The following is a 19941-nucleotide window of genomic DNA, read 5'->3' as shown; positions in this document are numbered from 1 at the left end:
CGTCAGGACTCCTTCTTGTGCCGGTGCGGCAGGAACTCCTGGACCTTCGCCTTGATGCCCTGCTTCACCATGCCGCCCCGGTCCGTGTCGCCCTTGAGGATCGACTTGACCGTCGACTCGATCTGGTCCCAGTCCGCGTGCGGCGGGATCGGCGGCACCGCCGGGTCCGTCACGAACTCCACCACCGCCGGCCCCGGCGCCGCCAGCGCCTCCCGCCAGGCCGGCTCGACGTCCTCCGGCTTCTCCACCTTGATGCCGGTCAGCCCGATCGACCGGGCGAACTCCGCGTACGGGACGTCCGGCAACTGCTGCGACGGCAGGAACTGCGGCGACCCGCTCATCGCCCGCATCTCCCAGGTGACCTGGTTGAGGTCGTGGTTGTTCCACACCCCCACCACCAGCCGCGGATCCTCCCACTCCGCACGGTACTTGGCGATCGTCACCAGCTCCGCCAGCCCGTTCATCTGCATCGCCCCGTCACCCACCAGCGCCACCACCGGCCGCTCCGGATGCGCGAACTTGGCGCCGATCGCGTACGGCACACCGCTGCCCATGGTGGCCAGGGTCCCCGAGAGCGAACCGCGCATCGGCGGGCGCATGCTCACGTGCCGCGCGTACCAGTTGGCCACCGAACCCGAGTCGCAGGTGACGATCGCGTCCGCCGGCAGCAGCGGCGACAGCGCCCGCGCCACGTACTCCGGGTTGACCGGATCGGCGCTCACCGCGGCCCGGCTCTCCATCACCTTCTTCCAGCGGGCGACGTCGCCCTCCACCTTCCGCTGCCAGTCGCGGTCGGTGGAACGCCGCAGGAGCGGGATCAGGCGCTGGAGGGTGGCACGGGCGTCGCCGATCAGGTTGACCTCGTACGGGTAGCGCAGCCCGGCCATGTGCGGGTCCAGCTCGATCTGCACGGCCCGCGCGGAGCCGAACTCCGGGAGGAACTGCGAGTAGGGGAAGTTCGAGCCGATCGTCAGCAGGGTGTCGCAGTCACGCATCATCTCGTACGACGGGCGGGTGCCCAGCAGACCGATCGAACCCGTCACGTACGGCAGGTCGTCACTGAGCACGTCCATGCCCAGCAGGGCCTTGGCGACACCCGCCCCCAGCAGCTCCGCCACCTGCTCCACCTCGGCCCGGGCCCCGGCCGCGCCCTGCCCGACCAGGATCGCCGTCTTGTGACCGGAGTTGAGCACCTCCGCCGCCCGCTCCAGGGCCTCGTCCGAGGGCACCGACTGCCAGTCGCTGTGGTCGAGGCTGGACGGCACCATCTTGAACGCGTGCCCCGGCGCGCTGTACGGCAGCTCCTGGACGTCGGCGTGCACGATCACCGCCGTCGGCGCCCGCCGGGACAGCGCCGTGCGCGCCGCCCGGTCCAGGACGTTCGGCAACTGCTCCGGGACGGTGACGGTCTCCACGAACTCCGAGGCCACGTCCTTGAACAGCGCGTGCAGGTCCACCTCCTGCTGGTACGCGCCGCCCATCGCGGTCCGCGCGGTCTGCCCGACGATCGCCAGCACCGGCACGTGATCGAGCTTGGCGTCGTAGAGGCCGTTGAGCAGATGGATGGCCCCCGGGCCCGACGTGGCGACGCAGACCCCCAGCCGGCCGCTGAACTTGGCGTACCCGACGGCCTCGAACGCCGCCATCTCCTCGTGCCGCGCCTGGATGAAGCGCGGCTGGTCGCCCGCCCGCTCCCAGGCGGCCATCAGCCCGTTGATCCCGTCGCCGGGATAGCCGAAGACCCGCTCCACGCCCCACTCGCGCAGCCGGGCCAGGATGTGGTCGGAGACCTTCTCAGCCACGGTGTTCCTCTCCGCTCGATGTCCGCTCGATGTCCGCTCGGTGTCCGCTCGGTGCCTGCTCGATGTCCGCTCAGCCTGCCCGGCCCGCCCGGCCCGCCCGGCCCGCCCGGCCCGCCCGGCCCGCCCGGCCCGCCCGGCCCGCCCGGCCCGCCGTGTCGGCGAGCCGGGGCAGTACCTCGGTCCGGTAGAAGTCGAAGAAGCCCCGCTGGTCGGGGCCGATCTGGTTGACGTGGACCCGATCGAACCCGGCGTCCGCGTACGCCCGCAGCGCCGCCGCGTGCTCCTCGGGATCGTTCCCGCAGGTCACCGCGTTCGCCACGCGTTCGGGAGTGACGAGCTCCGCCGCCTGCTCGAAGTGCGCCGGGGTCGGCAGCACCTGGTTCAGCTCGCCGGGCAACTGCTCCACCGCCCACAGACGGTGCGCGGTGCGCAGCGCCTCGTCCCGGTCGGGACCCCAGCACACCTTGACGCCGCCGTACACCGGCCGGCCCGCGCCGCCGGCCCGCCGGAAGCGGTCGACCGCCCCCGCGTCCGGGCTCATGGTGATCAGCCCGTCACCGCACCGGGCCGCCACCTCCGTGGCCGCCGGCCCGAACGCCGAGACGTCGATCGGCACCGGTTCGTCCGGAAGGGTGTACAACCGGGCGTTCTCCACGGTGTAGTGCCGCCCGGCGTGGCTCACCTGACCACCCTCGAACAGCAGCCGCATCACCCGGACGGCCTCCTCCAGCATCTCCAGCCGGACCGCCGCCCGCGGCCACGGACCTCCCAGCACGTGCTCGTTCAGCGCCTCGCCGCTGCCCACCCCCAGCCGGAACCGGCCGAGCCCCAGCAGGACGGCGCTGGTCGCCGCCGCCTGCGCCGTGACGACCGGGTGCATGCGTACGGTCGGGCAGGTGACGGCCGTCTCGACGGGCAGCGAGACTGCCTGCGCCAGCGCCCCGATCACCGACCAGACGAACGGGCTCTGCCCCTGCTCACCGGTCCACGGGTGGAAGTGGTCGGAGATCCACAACGAGGTGAAGCCGGCGTCCTCGGCCATCCGCGCCTGTTCGACCAGCTCCGCGGGGGAGTGCTCCTCGCAGGCCAGGAAGTAGCCGTACTCGGTCATCGGAATGGACACTCCCTCCTCACCAGGGGCTCGTCCGGGGCCGACGCGTGCTCAGACCGGACGGGTAACCCCGCGATGCCGTGCCGAAACCTCGGCCCGGGGCGGGGGCCGTGGCGCGGGCTCCCGCGGACGCGACCACGCCGTGCCGTACGCGGTCGCGTCCACGGTCCGCCGGTGTCCGTACGCCCCGCCCGTGCGCCCCGCCCGCCCTGTCTGTCGGACGGCTCTGTCAGACGGCGCTGAGGGGATGGGGCGCCGTGGCGGAGCGCGGGGGCCAGGTGCAGGGGGCCAGGATGCCGAGGACGTAGGCGCGGGCGACGAGGGCCGGGCGGGTCGCCGCTCCCAGGAGGTGTCGCAGGCGGCTGAGGTGGTAGTCGAGCGTCTGCCGGGACAATTGCAGCGAAGCGGCGATGTCGCCGTTGCTGCTGCCCTCCGCCAGCAGGGAGAGGATGCGGATCTGCGCGGCGGTGAGCGGCGCGTGTGCCTCATGGGCGAGGCTCTGGTGGGTGACGACGGCCCAGACGTGCCGGGCCCGGGTGGCGGAGTGGCCGGTCGTCGTCAGGTGGAGCCGCGCGCGGCGCTGCTGTCCTTGGGCGTCCAGGAGCAGCACGGAGATCTCGGCCCTTCGGGTGCGGCGGGCTATCAGGCACTCCCAGCGCCGGTGCAGTCGGTCGAGGCCGGGTTCCGGGGCGAGCAGGGTGTGGGCGCGGCGGCCGATCAGGTCGTGCGGGCTGAGCCGGAACAGTTCGGCCGCCGCCGTGCTCGCCTCGACCACGCGCCCGTTCGCCGAGAGCAGTGCGCAGGGCAGGCCGCTGTGGTCGCGCAGGGCCCGCAGGTTCTCCTCGGCTCCCTGCCACCGGTCCGTGGCGCGCAGGTGGTCCGTGACGTCCACGTAGATTCCGGCGACACACGTCTGCGCGTTCTCCCGTACGGGGAAGCGGTGGCCCACCGCCCGGCCCGTGCTGCCGTCCGGGCGCCGGTAGCCGAGGGTGTGCCGTACCGGCGTGCCCCGGCTGAGGATCTCCTGGTCGAGGGTGCGGAACCGGTCGGCCTCGGCGGGCTCGTCGAGGTCCTCTATGTACTTGCCGACGACCTGTTCCGGAACCGTGCCGTAGAGGTGCCCGTAAGCGTGGTTGGCCCACAGGTAGCGTCCGTCCCCGTCGCGTATGAAGGCGGCGGCCGGAGCGAGGTCCACCAGGTCCGCGAAGGCCGCGTGTCCGCGCGGGACCTCGGCGCGGGCGTCGGCCTCCACCGCGAGACCGCGCGTCCGGCCGTGGGCCCGGCTCTCGCCCGGGAGCCGGCTGACGTCGAAGGCACGGCCGTCGAACCGGATCCGCCGGCGGTCCTCCCGCGGCGCCGGGCCCGGGCCCGGGAGTTCCCGGCGCAGTTGGTCCAGGAAGCGCCGCCGCGTGCCCGCGTCGGGGAAGGCACCGCCTCCCTGCTCCAGCACCTGCCACGCCTCGTCGGCTTCCCACCAGAACACGGGAAGGTGGTCGAGCAGTGCCTTGAGACTGGAATCGTCCACAGCGGTCTCCGTCCGTATACGACTGGCTGACGCTCAGTCATACGGCGTGTGGTATCCCGCCCTCACTCCGCACATGCCCGGTTCCCGGCCGGGGCCGCCGGGCCGAGAGCCACGGCGGGGACGGAGGCGCCCCCGGGGACTCAGGCAAATGCCTGAGTCCCCGGGGTCCGGGGAGGCGCCGCGGGCGGCTGCGGCCTGGTCCCCTTGAGTGAGCGGGTGAACACGCCCCGCCACGTGGGCCGGAGAGTCAACGGACTCACCGCGCGTTCCCCGCATACGGCGATCCGCCGACAAGCGGAAGATGGGAGACGAACTTCAGTGAGCAAGGTGCTGTTAGTGCATGCCAAGGGCGGTCCGCCGCTCGGTCACGTCCTGGCCCGGACGGCCGCGAAAGCGGAAGTGCACCTGCTGGCGCTCAGCGCTCTGCCTCCCGCCGTGGCGGGCTCCGCCCACAGAAGGTGCGCCTCGGTCGTGACGCCCGCCGGCGCCCACCGCTCCGACCTGGTGTCCCTGATCGTCGAGCGGGCCGAGGCCGTGGGCGCGGACGCGGTGCTCACCTTCTCCGAGTACGCGGTCGTGGCCGTCGCCGAGGCGTGTGAGGCGCTCGGCCTCGCGGGGGCGGGCAGCGCCGCGGCGCTGGCCCGCGACAAGCGGCTGATGCGCCGTACCTGGCGGCGACACGGGCTCCCGCAGCCCGAGTTCCGCCCCGTGCGGACCGAGGCCGACCTGCACGCGGCGGCTCGCTCCCTGCCCGGCCCGCTGCTGCTCAAGGCGGCCTGGAGCGCCGGATCCACCGCGCACCAGATCATCCGCTCCCCGCGCGAGGTGCCGGCCGCCTGGGCCCGCTCCCGTGACGTGATGGCCGAATCGGCCCGACTGGGCTACGCGGAGCTGCACGTGGCGGAGGCCGACGCGGACTACGTGGTCGAGCGGATCGTCACCGGGACCGCGTCGGACTGGTTCGACGAGCCGGGCTGGGGTGACTACGTCAGTGTCGAAGGCGTCGTGACGGACGGCGTCTTCCGCCCGGTGTGCCTCAGCGGGCGGATGCCCACGGTCGAACCGTTCACCGAACGCGCGAGCATCACCCCCGTCCCGCTGGCCCAGGACGCCCAGGACCGGATCGTGGACCTGGCCCGCCGCGCGGTCGAGGCCCTCGGCCTGCGCGACTGCGGGACCCACACCGAGATCAAGCTCGGCGCCGACGGCAGCATGTGGCTGATCGAGACGGCCGCCCGGTTCGGCGGCGCGATGACCGTGCCGCAGATCGAGGAGGTCTTCGGGCTCGACCTCGTCGGCATGCTCGTCGACCACCTCCTCGGGCGCCCGGTCGCCTGGCCCGGGCAGGCCCTCACCCCGGCGCGGGCGCGCGGCGCGGCCGGCTCCCTCGTCGTCCTCGCGGTCGACGGCAACGGCCGGGCCTGGCCGGACCGCAGGGTCTGGGACTTCGGCGCCGTCTCGGGGAACGTCCCCCTCAGCCGGGGCAGCCGCCTGTCGGTGGTCGCGGAGAGTTCGCTGCCCGACGGCGGTGTCGTGCCGGTGTACGACCCGGCCGCCGGCGCCAACACCATGGCGGCCCTGTGCCTGCTCTCCGCCGCCGACGCGCGGACCGTGCTGCGCGACTTCGAGACCCTGGTGGACGCCCTGCCCCACGTGCTGCCCGCCGCCCGGCCCCAGGAGGTTTCGGTATGACCGCCCAGTCGCTCACCGGTGCCGCCGAACCGGCCACGGACCGCACGGTCGTCGGCGAGAACCTGTCCCTGCCGCTCTTCCGCACCCTGTCCGGGGTCCTGGCGGGGCACCCGTACCTCAAGGTCGTCGTCGACCGTGCCGAGAACACCTGGCACCTGCTCGACACCGTCGCGCACCCCTTCCACGTCAACTACATCGCCACGCGCATCCTGGGCATGGACCTGGCCGCACTCGACGCGGACCTCGACGCCTTCAACGCGTCCGTCTACACGGACCCCGGGCGCCGCTTCCTGCTCGGTGTGCTGTCCCTGCACACCGACGAGGACACGGACGGCCGCGAACGCGGGTTCCTCGTGCTGGAGACGACCGAGGCCGACACCATGAACGGCGAACTCCTCTCGTTCTTCTACGAGTTCGTACGAGCACGGGTCGGCGGCGGACTCCCGCTGCTCCTCAAGCCCGCCAACCACGGGCAGGAGGAGGAGCTGGCGGCGATCAGCGAACTGCGCGTGCCGCGCATCCTCAGCCACGAGCTCTTCGGGTCCAGGACCCGCACACCGCTCAATCCCGGCGAGGCCACCGGGCGACTGCGGTACTTCCGTACGCACGACGAGTACACGGCGCACATGGCGGAGGCCGGGCTCGGCTGGGCGGACATCGTGGCCATGCCCTGCCTGCCGGACGACGTCCCCCGGGTCGCCGGATTCCTCAACACCGCGCCGATCACCCCGCTCTCGCACACCAACGTCCTCGCCTCCGGCTGGGGCATACCCAACGCGATCGTGCGCGACCTGGAACAGCTCGTCGAGAAGGACGGCCTGGACGGCGCGTGGGTCCGCTACCGGGTCCGCGAGGACGCCATCACCCTCGAGCGGCTCGACCACGAGCCCGGCCTGCGGGCTCCGGCCTGGCACCAGCAGCGCATCCGCCTCGAACCGCCGCTGCTCGAAGACGTCCCCGTACTGGCGCTGCACCGGCTGCGCGCCGCCGACCGCGACCGCTACGGCACCAAGGCGGCCAACCTCGGCGAGCTGCACCACGTACTCGACAGCCGTACGGCCGACCTGACCGCCTACTACGGGCGGCCCCGCCCGCCGCGCGAGGACCTCTACGGGCACCTCGCGGCCCGCCTCGGCCTGGAGACGCCCTCGCTCGGCGCACTGCGCGCCGGCGCGGCCGGCTTCGTGGCCGCGACGGTCGGCGCCCCGGAAGGCGTCGCGCTGCCCTTCGCGCTCCAGCAGCACTTCCTGGCCTCCTCGCCCGCCATCCAGCAGGGCATCGGCAAGCTCAAGATGGCACTCGAACTCGACGCCGGCGACGTCCTGGACTCGCTCTGCCTGCAGCTCCAGCACCTGATCCGGCACACGCCCGTCCCCGACGCGGTCACCCGGCAGATCAGCCAGGCGTTTCCCGCCCCCGGCGGCTCGGGCGGCCGCCTGGTGGTGCGCTCCTCGTCCAACGCCGAGGACCTCCCGGGGTTCTCCGCGGCGGGCGTCTACGACTCCGTCACCACCGCCCAGGGAACCGGCGAACTCCTGGACGCCGTACGGCAGGTGTGGGCCTCGCTGCTCTCGCCCCGCAGCGTCCGGCTCCGCCACCAGGTCGGCATCTCCCTGGACGACACCTACATGGGCGTCATCGTCCAGGAGTACGTCCCCGCCGCTCTCGGCGGCGTCCTGGTGACCTGCGACCCGACCCGCCGCGAGGACTTCCGCAACGTCTACCTCAACTGTTCCCCCGGCTCCCCGGAGCGGGTGGTCGAGGGGACGGTCCTGCCGCAGCAGTACCTGTACAACACCGTGGAGGGCGGCGGCCGGACCGTCGCCCTGGGGTCCTGGGGCGACGCGCTCTCCGCCGCCACCCGCGCCCGGCTCGCCGACCTGTGCCTGGCCGGGCGGCTCCTGCAGTCCCACTTCAGCGCGTCCGACGTGGACCGGCCGTTGGACATCGAGTGGCTGATGACCGACCAGGGCGACTTCCGGCTGGTCCAGATCCGCCCGTACGCGCTGTGAGGGCGCGCTCCGGCCGGCGGGAGGCCGGCACCGGCCCGACCGTCACCGCCCGCCGGATCATCCGGCTCAACTACGGCTTCCAGCTCCTCTTCAACCTGCTGTGGTGGATGCCGGTCTTCTACGCCTACCAGAAGGCGGCCGGGCTCTCGGACGGGCAGATCTTCGGCATCCAGAGCATCTACTACGTGGCGTTCTGCCTGTTCGAGATCCCGACGGGCCTGATCGCCGACCGGATCGGCGCCCGCAACTGCCTGCGGGCCGGCGCGGTGGTCATGACCGCGGCGAACCTGGCCCCGGTGGTCAGCGCCTCCTACACCGGCTTCCTCGTCCACTTCCTGGCCATCGCCGCCGGCCGTTCGCTCACCTCGGGGGCGGCCAGCGCCTACCTGTACGACGGTCTGCGCGCCGAGGGGTGCGACGAGCACTACCTGAGGGCGGAGGGCACCGCCCGGGCGCTGGGACTCGTGGCGAAGGTCGTGTGCTGGCCGCTGGTCGGGCCCCTGATGACCGTGGCGCACCCGGCCCCGTACGTGCTCAGTGCCGCGAGCGCGGCGGGCTCCCTCGCGTGCGCCGTCGCACTGCCCCGCCTCACGGGGGCGGCCGGCGGCACGGGGGAGACGGGCGGAGGGCGCGGGGGCGGCGCGTTCCTGCGGGACGCGGGCGCCGCGCTGCGCTGTGTCGCCTCCTCGCCGTGGCTGGCCCTGGTGATGGTGCAGGGCGTGGCGGTCTTCACGCTCTCCCGGATCTGCCAGGTCAACCTCTTCCAGCCGATCCTGCTGGACCACGGCATCACGGAAGCCTCGCACGGCAGTGTGATGGCGGCGATGACGGTGGCGGAGGCGGTGGCGTCGGCCCGCCCGCAGTGGCTGAGCCGCCGCCTGCCACCGGTCGCCTGGGTCTCGGTCCTCAGCCTCGCCCTGGCGGGCAGCCTGGCGGCCATGACGGCCGGCGGGCCGTGGACCGTCGTCGCGCTGCTCTGCCTGTTCGCCGCCGCGGCCGGCTTCGCGTACCCCGTCCAGCGCAAGCTGGTGAACGACGCGGTGCCCGCACACGCCCCGCGCGCCACGCTGCTCTCGGTCGAGAGCATCGTGGACCGCGCGGTGTGCGCCCTGGCCGCCATCGCCGTGGGCGCCTACCTCGCCGCCGGACGCCTGGACGCCCTGCTGTGGCACAGCGCGCTTGCCACGGCGGTGCTGCTCGGGGTCTTCCAACTGCTGCTGCGCGGCGGGGCGGTCAGGCGGGAGCCCGCCGGCCGAGAAGTGCGACCAGCCGGGCCGGCAGAAACGCCGGCCGGTGCGGCCGGCCGACCCGGTACGACACGAAGCCGAGCGAGGAAGCCGTCCTGACCTCCTCGGCCGTCTCCGCCTGGTAGACGACACGGCAGCGCCCCGAGCCGGCCTTCGCCCGCCGCCAGAGGGCGGGGGCCGGTTTGCGTTCCGCCTCGGTACGCGGGGTGAGGACGCGGTCGCCGAAGTCCTTCCAGGCGAAGGGCGCGGACCCCCGCCAGGTGGCGTCGACCTCCTTCCGCAGCCTGGCGGCACGCTCGGCGTCGGTCGTGCCCCAGGACGACGGCACATTGGTGATCAGACCGACGGGGACGCGGCGTTCGCGCAGGGCCCGCAGGTAGGAGGCCGCGCCGGGCCGGTAGCCGATACCGCCGTCGGCGGCGGTGTGCACGAGGGTCTCGCCCAGGTCGAAGTACACGACCGGGCAGGCCCGTTCACGGGAGACGCCGGCCGGCCGCGTGACGCCGCCCGCGTCGCCGGGCGGCGCCGCGCCCGCCGTACCGCAGAGCAGGACCGGCACCAGGGCCGCGCTCAGCACGAGACTCGCCCGCATGGAGCCTACGGAGGCGGAACCGTTCATCCGTCGTCGCCTTTCCTTCACACACACCGGTTCCTCGCGCCATACCCCCGCACACCGCGCGTCACCCCGCTCTCGCGTGACCTTTCTCCGAGCCACGCGCACGATGGACCGGTCAGGAGGACGCGGCGCCGCATTCGACGAGCTGGAACCGGATGCCCTCGGAGGTGTGCGGCCGGGTGAACGCGTTGAGATTTCCGTCGATGGCCACGGGCTGAGGAGAGAGGAACTCCACGCCGAGCTCGCGCACCGCGGTCATGACGGTGCCGATCGCACCGTCGATCTCGACGGCGATGTGCTCGATGCGGGCCTTGTCGCCTTCGCCGAGCCCGTGGGGCGGTGATCGGCGCCGTGTCCCCGTGCGTCGACCCGGACGACCCGCGCGCCGATGACCGCGACTGCTCAACGTGGCCCGGGCGGTGGCGGCGTCCGCCGGCCGGCCCGCGCGGTCGCCGGCGTACGCCGGACGGCCGGGCGCGGGTGACGAGGGTGACGGTGGCTCACGGCGGAGCGCCGGGCGCACGCGGCATTCCCCCGGCGTGCGCGCGTCGCTAGCATCCCGCTCACCCTGCTCACGCCCGGGCCGCCGCGGCACCGGCCCGCCCCGCGCACCGCCGGACCGGTCCGGCCCCGGTGGCGCGCGGCGCCGACGACCGCGGCGGGACGGGCCCGCACCCCGGGAGCCCCGTGATGAAGTCCCCGCTCAGGGCACTGCCGTCGGCCGCTCTTCTGGTCCCCGTCCTGACCGCCCTTCTGGTCCAGCCCGCCGTGGCGCGGGCGGGCGACCCCGTCCCACCGGTCACCGGCGGGGAAAAGGAGCACCACGCCGGGTCGAGCCTGCCGAAGGCGCCGCTCAGACCGGCGCCTCCCGCACCGGCCGCCGTGCGGGGACTCGACGTGAGCGCCTACCAGGGGGACGTGGACTGGGCCGCCGCCGTCGCGGCCGGTGCCTCCTTCGCCTACGTGAAGGCGACCGAGGGCCTGACCTACCGCAACGAGTTCTTCACCCGGCAGTACGACGGGGCGGCCGCCGCCGGACTGGTGCGCGGCGCCTACCACTTCGCCCGCCCGGACTCGTCGGACGGCGCCGCCCAGGCCGACGCCTTCCTCGCCGGCGGCGGAAGCTGGCGGGCCGACGGGCGGACGCTGCCCGGGGCGCTCGACATCGAGGCCTATCCCGGCACCGGCGTCCCGGCCTGCTACGGACTGGACCCGGCCGCCATGGTCGGCTGGATCCGGTCGTTCGCCGACCGCTACCGGGAACGCACCGGCCGCTACCCGGCCCTCTACACCAACGCCTCGTGGTGGTCCCGGTGCACGGGTGACTCGCGCGCCTTCGGCGGCACGCTGCCGCTGTGGGTCGCCAACCACAACGGCACCGCCCACCCCCTGCCCGCCGGCTGGACCACGTACGCCGTCTGGCAGACCGCCGAACGCGGCCCGTTCCCCGGCGACCAGGACGTCTTCAACGGCTCGCTCCGGGACCTGCGTTCCTTCGCCGACGGCACCTACACCCCGCCGCCCACGGCCGGCTGGCCGCTGCTCGCCCAGGGGCAGCGCGGCCCCCGGGTCACCGCGGCCCAGTACCTGCTCACCGCCCGGGGCGCAACCCTGGACCCGGACGGCGCGTTCGGCCCCGCCACCAGGGACGCCGTCACCGCCTTCCAGCGTTCCGCCGGCCTCGACGCGGACGGCGTCATCGGCCCCAGGACCTGGCAGGCCCTCGTCCAAACCGTCCGCCCCGGCTCCTCCGGCCCCGCCGTACGGGCGGTCCAGCACCTCCTCGTCGCCCGCGGTTCCGCCCTGGACGTCGACGGCGTCTTCGGGACAGGTACGCGCGACGCGGTCGTCGCCTGCCAGACGGCTTGGCGCCTGGACGCCGACGGCGTGGTGGGTCCGGCGACCTGGCAGGCGCTGCTGTCGTGAGGCCGGCGGCGGGGCTCGGGAACGCCGCGACGCGGCGTCGGGCCGTTCCACGACCGGGTGGTGAGGGCCGGGGGCCGGTGCCCCTGACGTGCCGTCGGACGCGCGAACGGCCGCCCGGCCGCCCGGCGGCACGACCAGCCGGGCTGCCACCGCGCCCGCGGCTCGTGCTCTGCCCCCGTGTGGCGTTCCGGGCCGGGCTTCGGTGGGCAGCGGCCCGGCAGCCGGGGCCGCCGCCCGGTCACCGCCCCGCCCTCAGCCCTCCGCCCCGCCGCTCTCCGCCCCGCCGCTCTTCGTTCCCCGGAACCACCGCAGCACCACCGCGGCCCCCACGACCGCCAGCGCCGCGCCGCCGGCGAGGGCCGTGCGGAGGTGGCCGAGGGTGACGCCGTCGTGGAAGGCCAGGCCCGCCAGGGCCGTGCCGCAGGCCGCGCCGGCCAGGCGGCCGGCGGAGAGGTGGGAGGAAGCGCGGCCGTGGAGGCCGCGGGGGACCGAGTTGAGGGCCGCGCGGGACGTCGCGGGGAACAGCAGGCCGAGGCCCGCGCCGAGGAGGACGCCGCCGGGCAGCAGCCAGAGGCCGTGCGGTGTGGTGCCGGGGACGGCGTACGCGGCGCAGGCCGCCGCACAGGCGAGGAAACCACCGGCCGCCGGGGCCCGTTCGCCGAACCGGTCGGTGAGCCGGCCGGCCACCGGCCCCGCCGCGCCGATGCACACGGCCACCACCATCGGGGCGAGCGCGGCCCGCAGGACCCCGTAGGCCGCCGCGTGCTGGAGGTACTGCTCGACGAGGTAGAACGAGCCGATCATCACCGCGAAGGTGAGGGCGGCCGCGGCGGAGGCTCCGCGTACCGTGCCCATCGGCACCCGGCCGGCCGGCACCGGCACCGGCCGGTGGACGTCGGCCGGCCGGCGGACCCAGCGCAGCACGCACACGGCGGGCGCGAGCCCCAGCGGCAGCAGCGCCCACCAGTTGGCCCGCCATCCCCACACCTCGGTGAGCACCCCGCCCAGCAGCGGCCCCACCAGGTTGGACAGTCCCGAGGCCGCGCCCCAGATGCCGAGGGCGGTGCCCCGCCGTTCGGCGGGGAAGCCCGACACCGCCCCGGCGAGCGCCGCCGGGCTGGCGAGGCCGGCGCCCGCGCCCTGGAGCACCCGGGAGCCGACGAGCACCCCGAACGACCCGGCGAGCGCGCCCGTCAGGGTGCCCGCGCAGAACACCGCAAGCCCGGTCAGGGCCACCGCCCCCGGGCCGAACCGGTCCACCAGCCGTCCGCCCGGGAACAGCCCCACGGCGTACACCGCGAAGTAGGTGGTCATCAGCCAGGAGGCGGTGCCCGCCGGGACGTCGAACGCCGAGCCGACCGACGGCAGCGCGACGGCGACGATGGTCCCGTCGGCCTGGAGCAGCGCAGCGATCGCGGTGTAAACGGCGAGCCGGGTCCAGGCGGAGCGCGGTACGGCGGGGCGCCGCCCCCCGGCGCCGGCCGGGCCCGCGCCGTCCGGTGGTGGGCCCGCGGGGCCCGCGTGGTCTGCGGTGTCGGTCATGGCCGGGCTCAACTCCCTTGTCAGTCGGCCGGATCGGGGCCCGCCGGCGCCGCGGCGGCCGGTCCGGTCCGCCGCGCGGGCCACCACGCCTTCTCGCCCAGCAGCCAGGTGACGGCCGGCACCAGGACCACCCGCACCAGGACGGTGTCGAGCAGCACGCCGAGCGCCACCGTGAAGCCGAGCTGGAAGAGCATGACCAGCGGCAGGATCATCAGGATCGAGAACGTGCCCGCCAGTACCAGGCCCGCACTCGTGATCACCGAGCCGGTGCCGAGCAGGGCGGTGCGCACGGCGGTGCGCGTGTCGTGGGCACGGGCGTCCTCACGGACCCGGGCCATGAGGAAGATGTTGTAGTCGACGCCGAGCGCCACCAGGAAGAGGAACGCGAACGTCGGCATCACCGGGTTGACCCCGTGCTGGCCCAGCAGGTCCCGGAAGACGTACATCGAGATGCCGAGCGCGCCGAAGAAGGACACCACGACGGTGGCGATCAGGTACAGCGGCGCCACCACCGCCCGCAGCAGTGCCACCAGCACCAACAGGATGATGGCCAGGATCAGCGGGACCAGGATCCGCAGGTCGCGGTCGGCGGCGTGCTTGGTGTCGAGCTGGACGGCCGGGTCGCCGCCCACCACCGCCCGTACGCCGGAGGGGAGTCCGGAGGACAGCGCGTGCCGCACGTCCGCGACCCGGTCGAGCCCCCTCGCGTCGTACGGGTCGGTGTCCAGGACGACCTGGAGCCGGCCCGCCTTGCCGTCCTCCGACCGCACCTGCTGGGGGGCGACGGAGGCGACGTCCGGCACCGAGCGGACCCGGGCGGCGGCCCCGGCCAGGTCGGCGGCGGCCAGCGAGCCGTCGGCGCGTTCCACGACGACCGTCAGGGGCGCCGCCGTGCCGGCGGGGAAGGCGTCCGCCAGGACCCGGTAGCCCGCCGCGGACGACGTCGGCTCGCGGAAGGCGTGCAGCAGGCTCATGTCGTCCACGGAGCGCGTCAGTCCGGTCGCGCCCGCCGCGAAGAACAGCAGCGTCGCCGCCGTCGCCCACCACGGCCGGCGGAACACCGTTCGCGCGGTGCGTTCCCAGGCGCGGCCCACCGCGCCGGTGCCGGCCGCCTCCTGGCGCGCCCGGGCCCGGCGCAGCAGGGCGCGCGGGCCGATCAGCGCCAGCAGCGCGGGCATCAGCGTGAACGTGGAGAGCAGCACGCTCGCGGTGCCGACGATGCCGACCGGGCCGAGCACCCGGGTGGAGCCGAGGTCGGCGGCGAACAGGGCGGACAGCGAGGCCATGACCGTCAGCCCGCTGAAGAAGACGGTGGGCCCCACCCGGCGCACGGCCCGGCGCAGGGCGGGCCAGGGGGCGGACGGGTCCGCGAGGAGCTCCTCCTGGTAACGGGCCGTCATCAGCAGGCAGTAGTCGGTGCCGGCGCCGAACATCAGGATCAGCATCAGCGAGGTGGCCTGGCTGTTGATGAGCAGCCCGGCGTGCGCGGCCAGCGCGTAGACGATCCCGGCGGCCAGCACGTAGGCGAAGCTCACCACCACGAGCGGCACGACCGCCAGCAGGGGCGAGCGGTAGACGATCAGCAGCAGGACGAGGACCAGGACCGCCGTCGCCGCCAGCAGCCGGAAGTCGACGTCGCTGAAGATGGCGAGGGCGTCCGCGCTGATCCCGGCCGGGCCGGTGACGTCCGTCGCCAGGCCCGACGGCGGGCGGAGGGCGTCGCGCAGCGCGTCGACGGTCTCGCGGACCTTCTTGCCGCCGGTCGCGGTGACGGGCACGACGGTCACGGCCACCGAACCGTCCGCCGAGACCAGCCCGCGGACCGGCCGGCCGTCGGGGGTGAAGGGGGCGACGGGTGCTCGGGTACCGGGGACGGCACGCAGGCGCGCGGCCTCGGCGGCCACCGCCGCGCGGTCGGCGGCGGTCAGTCCGCCGGGGCGGCGCTGGACGACGAGGGCGGGGCGGGTGTCGCCGTCGGGGAAACGGTCCTTGAGGAACCGTGAGACCTCGGCGGAGGGTGCCGAGTCGGGCAGGAAGGCGGCGGCGTTGTTGCTCGTGACGTTCTGCAACTTGCCCTGGAACGGGCTGAGGCCCCCGGCCAGCAGCAGCCAGGCGGCCACCACCAGCCAGAGGAGCAGGCGCGGACGGGCGCCGGAGGAGGGTGGTGCCGGGGGCGTGGTGTTCCGGTTGAGCCTGCTCCTCTGACGCCCGGCCTGAGCTTCGCTACGCACTGCATCACCGCATTCGGGGTCTAATCTGAGGCCTCGACTCTGGGGCCTCAGCAGTCCCGCCAGATGTTAGACCAAGCGCCAAGGCTTAGACACCTTGTCCAAGGAGTGTGATGGACGCCGACCGACGCGGAGCGGCGGCCGACCGTTCCGGTTCCGGATGGAACCGGATGGTGGCCGAGCACAAGGAACGGCTGCGCGCCGCCATCGGAGAGGCCGCCGTGCAGATCGCGGCAGAGCAGGGCCTGGCCGGTACGACCATGTCGAAGATCGCGGAACGGGCCGGGGTCTCCCGGGCCACCGCCTACAACTACTTCAAGGACGTCGAACACGTCCTGCTGTCCGTGGTGAGCGACGAGGTCGACCGGTTCCACGACCGACTGCGCGAACGCCTCGACGGCGTGCGGGGAGCCCGCGCCCGGCTGGAGACGTACCTGACGGCGAACCTGGAGTTCTACGCCCGGCCCGAACGCCGCCCCGGCGCCCTGCAGTTGCAGGCGCTGGGCATCAGCCCCACCATCAGGGAGCGGATGGCCGCCCACACCGACCGGCTGCGCGCCCTGCTCGCCGAGGTGCTCGAGAGCGGCCGGCGCGAGGGCGTCTTCGACGAGCGGGTCAGCCCCGACCGGCACGCCGAGCTCCTGATGCACCTGCTGGCGGCCGCCCGGGGCCAGGTGATCAGGGGCGACGTACCGGTCGGGACGCTCACCGCGGACCTGTTGCTGCTGGTCGAGTCGGGGCTGTGCCGTCACTCGCGCCCGGAGCCCCCTTCGGGGCCCGCCGCGGAGCCTGCCGCGGAGCCCCCTCCGGCGTCCGCCGAGCGCGGGCGCGCGTAGCGGAAGACGCACACCTGGTGCCCGTCCGTCTGCCGGCGCAGGCTCTCGGCGGACATCTCGGGGAAGGCCCGACGGGTCGCCTCGAAGTCCAGCTCGCAGAGGACGGGCCGCGGCTCGCTCAGCCCGAGGTCCCGGGCCGCGGTCAGGCACATGCAGGTCCGGCACACCTCCATGACCACGTCCTCGTCGTCCGTCGAGACGTCGATCGCCTCCTCCAGAAAGCCCATGGCCGCGAACCGGGGGAGGGCCTTGCCGAACCCCTCGGCGAGCGAACACCCCGAGATCAGCGGCCCCATCCGCGCCGCCTGACGCTCGGGATACCCGTCGAGCAGCACCTCCCGCGCCTCCTCCGGGCCGTGCTCCGCCTCCAGTTCGAGGTAGCGGCGCAGACGGTCGCGGAGCATCCGACGGGCCTGCGCCCGCTTGTCGGTGCCGTCACCGCCCTCCGCGGCGGGGGCGGCCGGGGCCGAGGGGGCCTGGGTCGTGTCGGTCACGCTGCTTCTCCTCGTGTCGGGCGGGGATGTGCCGGTCGCCGGGCGGATCCGCGACGCCGTTCCGCGGGCCGTCGTGCGGGTACGGCGGCCGGGACGGCCGTCGCGCGCGGACGCGGGCCCGTCCTCCGGGGCGCCGGGCGGGCACGCCGCTTCATCGCGCGGGCCAGGGGGCGCGCCCCGCGCGACCAGGCCCGCGGACGGTTCGGCGGTCGAGAGCTGTCCGGGGGGTGCGGGCGGGTCCGCGGTGGGGGTGGTGGTGGTCGCCGTGCGGGGCGCGGGCTCGTCCCCCGGGCCACCGCGTGGGCCCGGCGACGCGTCCCGCGAGGCCCGGGCCGTGGCCCGGCCGGCGGCATCGGTTCGCCCCGAGGGCCCGGCCGGACCTCCGGCGGAGGCGTCCGTCGCCGCCGCGCGCAGCGCGGTCAGCACCTCGCCCGCCGCCCGCCGGGCGTCGCGGACGCACTCGTTGACCGCCACGCCGTGGTAGGCGCTGCCCGCCAGGTGCAGGCCGGGCAGGCCGGCGACGGCGTCCAGCACCGCGCGCACCCGCTCGCCGTGGCCGGGCGCGTACTGCGGGATGGCCTCGGGCCAGACGTGGTCGTGGCGGAACTCCGGACCCGCCACCGGGCCGAACAGCGCGGTGACGTCCCGGTGCACGGCGGCGACGGCCTCGTCCTCGCCCAGCTCGGCGAACCCGGGGTCCTCGGCGCCGCCCGCGAAGGCGCGCAACAGGACGCCGTCCGGCGGCGCGCAGTCGGGGAAGACGACGGAGGCGTGGACGACGCCGAGGATCCGTGTGGGCTCCGGGGGCACCGTCAGGTAGCCGAAGCCGCGCGGCAGGACGGCCAGGTCGCGTCGCCGGTACCCGACGGACACCACGCGCACCGGCGCGTACCGCACCCCGGCCAGCACCTCGGCGGCGCGCGGCAGATGAGGCGCCAGCAGCCGTGCGGCGGCGGGGGCGGGCACGGTGACGACGACGTGGTCGGCGCGGACGGGCGCGTGTCCGGCCGTGACCACGAGCCAGCCGCCCTCCGGCGCGGGCCGTACGGCCGTCACCGGCCGTCCCGTGCGCACCCGTTCGCCGAGCCGCCGCGTCAGGCCGTCCACCAGCACCCGCATGCCGCCGTCGGCGAAGCCGGTCAGCCGCGGGGGCGGTCCCGCGCGGCCCACGGCGCGGAGCAGCTTGCCGCGCAGGGCGGCCAGCAGCAGGCCGCGGCGGTCCCGTTCGAGCGCCCTGATCCGGGGGAAGGCGGCGTCCAGACTGGTCGTCCACGGGTCGCCGGAGGTGACGCCGTGCACCAGCGGCGCCGCCAGCAGGGCGGCGGCGCGGAGCCCGAACCGGCGGGCCAGGAAGGCGTGTACGGTCTCCTCGCCGTTCGCCCGCCGCACCAGCGGCTCGGCCAGGACGCGGGCCTTGGCGGCGGGCCCCAGCAGTGGGCTGACGGCGAAGGAGGCGGCACCGAGCGGCAGCGGCAGCAGTCGGCCGCCGCGCAGCAGGAACCGCTCGCGGGCCGCGTCCGCGGCGGGCCGCAACCGGGGGGCGAGGCCCAGGGTTTCGGCGAGGGTGCGGGTGTCGGTGCCGTTGTCCAGGAAGCCGTTGGGGCCCAGGTCGACGGTGTAGCCGTCCGCGCGGTGGCGGGCTATCTTCCCGCCGGCGACGGCCTCCGCCTCCAGGACCGTCACCTCCGCGCCGGGGCGCGCGGCGAGCAGTTCGAAGGCGACGGTCAGCCCGGTGATACCGGCGCCGACGACGGCGACCCGCGGGTGGGTGCCGGTCATCGGGCCGGGGCCGGCGGCTCGCCCCGGACCGGGTTGAGGATCTCCCGGCACGCCGGGTCGGCGCACCCCGCGCAACGGAGCCCGAACTGCGGTCCGCAGGGGGCCCCAGCGGCCAGATGGTCTGCCACCACCTGGGCCATGGCGTCCAGGAAGAGCGGGTCGTCATTGGGCGCGGGCGCCCGCCGGAACCGTGTGACGCCGGCCTTCTCGGCGGCCTCCGCGAACTCGACGTCAATTTCCGCCAACGTATCCAGATGGTCAGTGGTGAAAATGATTCCCACTACCAGGATATTGCGCCGGCCCTGTTTTCCGAGCGACCTGATCACGGATTCCGTGTTGGGTCCCTGCCATGCCACAGGACCCACGTCGGCCTGAAAACACAGCACATGCTCCTGGCGGTCGCCGAGCTCCCGCATCACCTCGCGAACGGTTCCCGCCACTTCCTGAAGATAAGGGTCCCCTTTGTTGATCACACGTTGCGGAAGGGAGTGCGCGCTGAACAGCACCACGACGTCGTCCCGCTCGGATTCCGGGAATTCGGCCAGTCCTTCGCGCACCTTCGCCGCCATGGCCTGCACGTACGCCGGATGCGACGACCAGCGGTCGACGACGCTCCACCGGAAGGCGGTGTCCAGCCGCGACCGCCGGGCGGACGCCCACAGCTCGTGGAGACTGGAGCCGGTGGTCGAGCAGGAGTACTGCGGGTACTGCGGGAACGCCACCGCGCGCCGTACCCCGTCCGCCGCCATCCGGCGCAGGGCCTGCGCACTGCTCGGCTCGGTGTAGCGGAAGGCCAGGTAGAAGCGGTGCGGGGCGGTCTGCGGGCTGAGTACGTCAAGCCGCTTGACCAGCCCCTCGCCCTGACGGACCGTCCAGTCGTACAGCGGGGAGCCGCCGCCGATGCCGGCGTAGACCTTCTCCAGCCGAGGGGTGCGCAACCGTGCGATCAGCGGTCCCAGAGCGGACTGGGCGGGAAGTCGAATGATCTCCCGGTCGCTGAACAGAGAGTGCAGAAATGGGCCGACCTCGCGCAGCGTACGCGGTCCGCCCAGGTTCATCAGGACGACCCCGGTAGGGCTCGGATTCTCATGTTCCATATACCGTCCACCCCCAATCAAGTGGGGATCCTAG

At 74.5% G+C, this 19941-nt stretch carries 14 protein-coding genes; 5 read left to right on the top strand and 9 right to left on the bottom strand.

Annotation, left to right across the window (positions count from 1 at the left end):
• Nucleotides 1–2 precede the first annotated feature (2 nt).
• The 3 genes from ACZ6X9_RS08370 to ACZ6X9_RS08360 all read right to left on the bottom strand — a co-directional run bounded on the left by ACZ6X9_RS08370 (nucleotide 3) and on the right by ACZ6X9_RS08360 (nucleotide 4438).
• The gene (locus ACZ6X9_RS08370) at nucleotides 3–1802 is read right to left on the bottom strand and encodes a thiamine pyrophosphate-requiring protein (RefSeq protein ID WP_469777149.1); all 1800 of its coding nucleotides are present in this window, start codon (nucleotides 1800–1802) and stop codon (nucleotides 3–5) included.
• A gap of 70 nt (nucleotides 1803–1872) precedes the next feature.
• Nucleotides 1873–2913 carry a TIGR03557 family F420-dependent LLM class oxidoreductase gene (locus ACZ6X9_RS08365; protein WP_469777654.1) on the bottom strand — a complete coding sequence of 347 codons (1041 nt, stop codon included), beginning with the start codon at nucleotides 2911–2913 and terminating at the stop codon, nucleotides 1873–1875.
• Nucleotides 2914–3142: 229 nt separating this feature from the next.
• Nucleotides 3143–4438, bottom strand: a complete 1296-nt coding sequence (locus ACZ6X9_RS08360) for a PAS domain S-box protein (RefSeq protein WP_469777148.1) — start codon at nucleotides 4436–4438, stop codon at nucleotides 3143–3145.
• 327 nt (nucleotides 4439–4765) lie between these two features.
• Between ACZ6X9_RS08360 and ACZ6X9_RS08355 the strand changes: the two genes are divergently transcribed.
• Genes ACZ6X9_RS08355 through ACZ6X9_RS08345 form a run of 3 tightly spaced genes read left to right on the top strand, consistent with a single transcriptional unit; the run spans nucleotide 4766 to nucleotide 9488 of the window.
• A complete protein-coding gene (locus tag ACZ6X9_RS08355) occupies nucleotides 4766–6130 on the top strand; it encodes an ATP-grasp domain-containing protein (RefSeq protein ID WP_469777147.1) in 1365 nt (454 codons plus the stop codon).
• Nucleotides 6127–8142 (top strand): PEP/pyruvate-binding domain-containing protein, encoded by a 2016-nt coding sequence (locus tag ACZ6X9_RS08350; protein ID WP_469777146.1) that lies wholly within the window; start codon nucleotides 6127–6129, stop codon nucleotides 8140–8142. Before ACZ6X9_RS08355 ends, ACZ6X9_RS08350 begins: the two co-directional genes overlap by 4 nt.
• Nucleotides 8139–9488: an MFS transporter gene (locus ACZ6X9_RS08345; protein ID WP_469777145.1), complete on the top strand. Its 1350-nt coding sequence runs from the start codon at nucleotides 8139–8141 to the stop codon at nucleotides 9486–9488. The genes ACZ6X9_RS08350 and ACZ6X9_RS08345 overlap by 4 nt, the downstream gene beginning before the upstream one ends.
• On the opposite strand, the gene ACZ6X9_RS08340 is transcribed toward ACZ6X9_RS08345, so the two are convergent.
• Both ACZ6X9_RS08340 and ACZ6X9_RS08335 read right to left on the bottom strand, forming a co-directional pair.
• The gene (locus ACZ6X9_RS08340) at nucleotides 9376–10008 is read right to left on the bottom strand and encodes an HAD family hydrolase (protein ID WP_469777144.1); all 633 of its coding nucleotides are present in this window, start codon (nucleotides 10006–10008) and stop codon (nucleotides 9376–9378) included. The two genes, ACZ6X9_RS08345 and ACZ6X9_RS08340, sit on opposite strands and share 113 nt — an antisense overlap.
• A gap of 112 nt (nucleotides 10009–10120) precedes the next feature.
• Nucleotides 10121–10264 (bottom strand): hypothetical protein, encoded by a 144-nt coding sequence (locus tag ACZ6X9_RS08335; protein WP_469777143.1) that lies wholly within the window; start codon nucleotides 10262–10264, stop codon nucleotides 10121–10123.
• A 431-nt stretch (nucleotides 10265–10695) separates the two neighbouring features.
• On the opposite strand from ACZ6X9_RS08335, the gene ACZ6X9_RS08330 reads away from it, so the two are divergent.
• Entirely contained in the window at nucleotides 10696–11931 is a 1236-nt protein-coding gene (locus ACZ6X9_RS08330; RefSeq protein ID WP_469777142.1) for a GH25 family lysozyme, read from the top strand.
• Between the two features lie 252 nt (nucleotides 11932–12183).
• On the opposite strand, the gene ACZ6X9_RS08325 is transcribed toward ACZ6X9_RS08330, so the two are convergent.
• The gene (locus tag ACZ6X9_RS08325; protein ID WP_469777141.1) at nucleotides 12184–13473 is read right to left on the bottom strand and encodes an MFS transporter; all 1290 of its coding nucleotides are present in this window, start codon (nucleotides 13471–13473) and stop codon (nucleotides 12184–12186) included.
• Between the two features lie 20 nt (nucleotides 13474–13493).
• Entirely contained in the window at nucleotides 13494–15704 is a 2211-nt protein-coding gene (locus ACZ6X9_RS08320) for an MMPL family transporter (protein WP_469777140.1), read from the bottom strand.
• 110 nt (nucleotides 15705–15814) lie between these two features.
• Here ACZ6X9_RS08320 and ACZ6X9_RS08315 point away from each other — a divergent pair, with 110 nt between their 5' ends.
• Nucleotides 15815–16537 (top strand): TetR/AcrR family transcriptional regulator, encoded by a 723-nt coding sequence (locus ACZ6X9_RS08315; RefSeq protein ID WP_469777139.1) that lies wholly within the window; start codon nucleotides 15815–15817, stop codon nucleotides 16535–16537.
• Here ACZ6X9_RS08315 and hemG read toward each other — a convergent pair.
• A complete protein-coding gene (hemG, locus tag ACZ6X9_RS08310; RefSeq protein ID WP_469777138.1) occupies nucleotides 16450–18810 on the bottom strand; it encodes a protoporphyrinogen oxidase in 2361 nt (786 codons plus the stop codon). The two genes, ACZ6X9_RS08315 and hemG, sit on opposite strands and share 88 nt — an antisense overlap.
• Complete coding sequence (gene hemH, locus ACZ6X9_RS08305; RefSeq protein ID WP_469777137.1) at nucleotides 18807–19907, bottom strand: ferrochelatase; 1101 nt, start codon at nucleotides 19905–19907, stop codon at nucleotides 18807–18809. The genes hemG and hemH overlap by 4 nt, the downstream gene beginning before the upstream one ends.
• Nucleotides 19908–19941 lie beyond the last annotated feature (34 nt).

It is taken from the genome of Streptomyces sp. NPDC052910, assembly GCF_055585605.1.
This window is presented reverse-complemented; position numbering and strand designations above follow the sequence as displayed.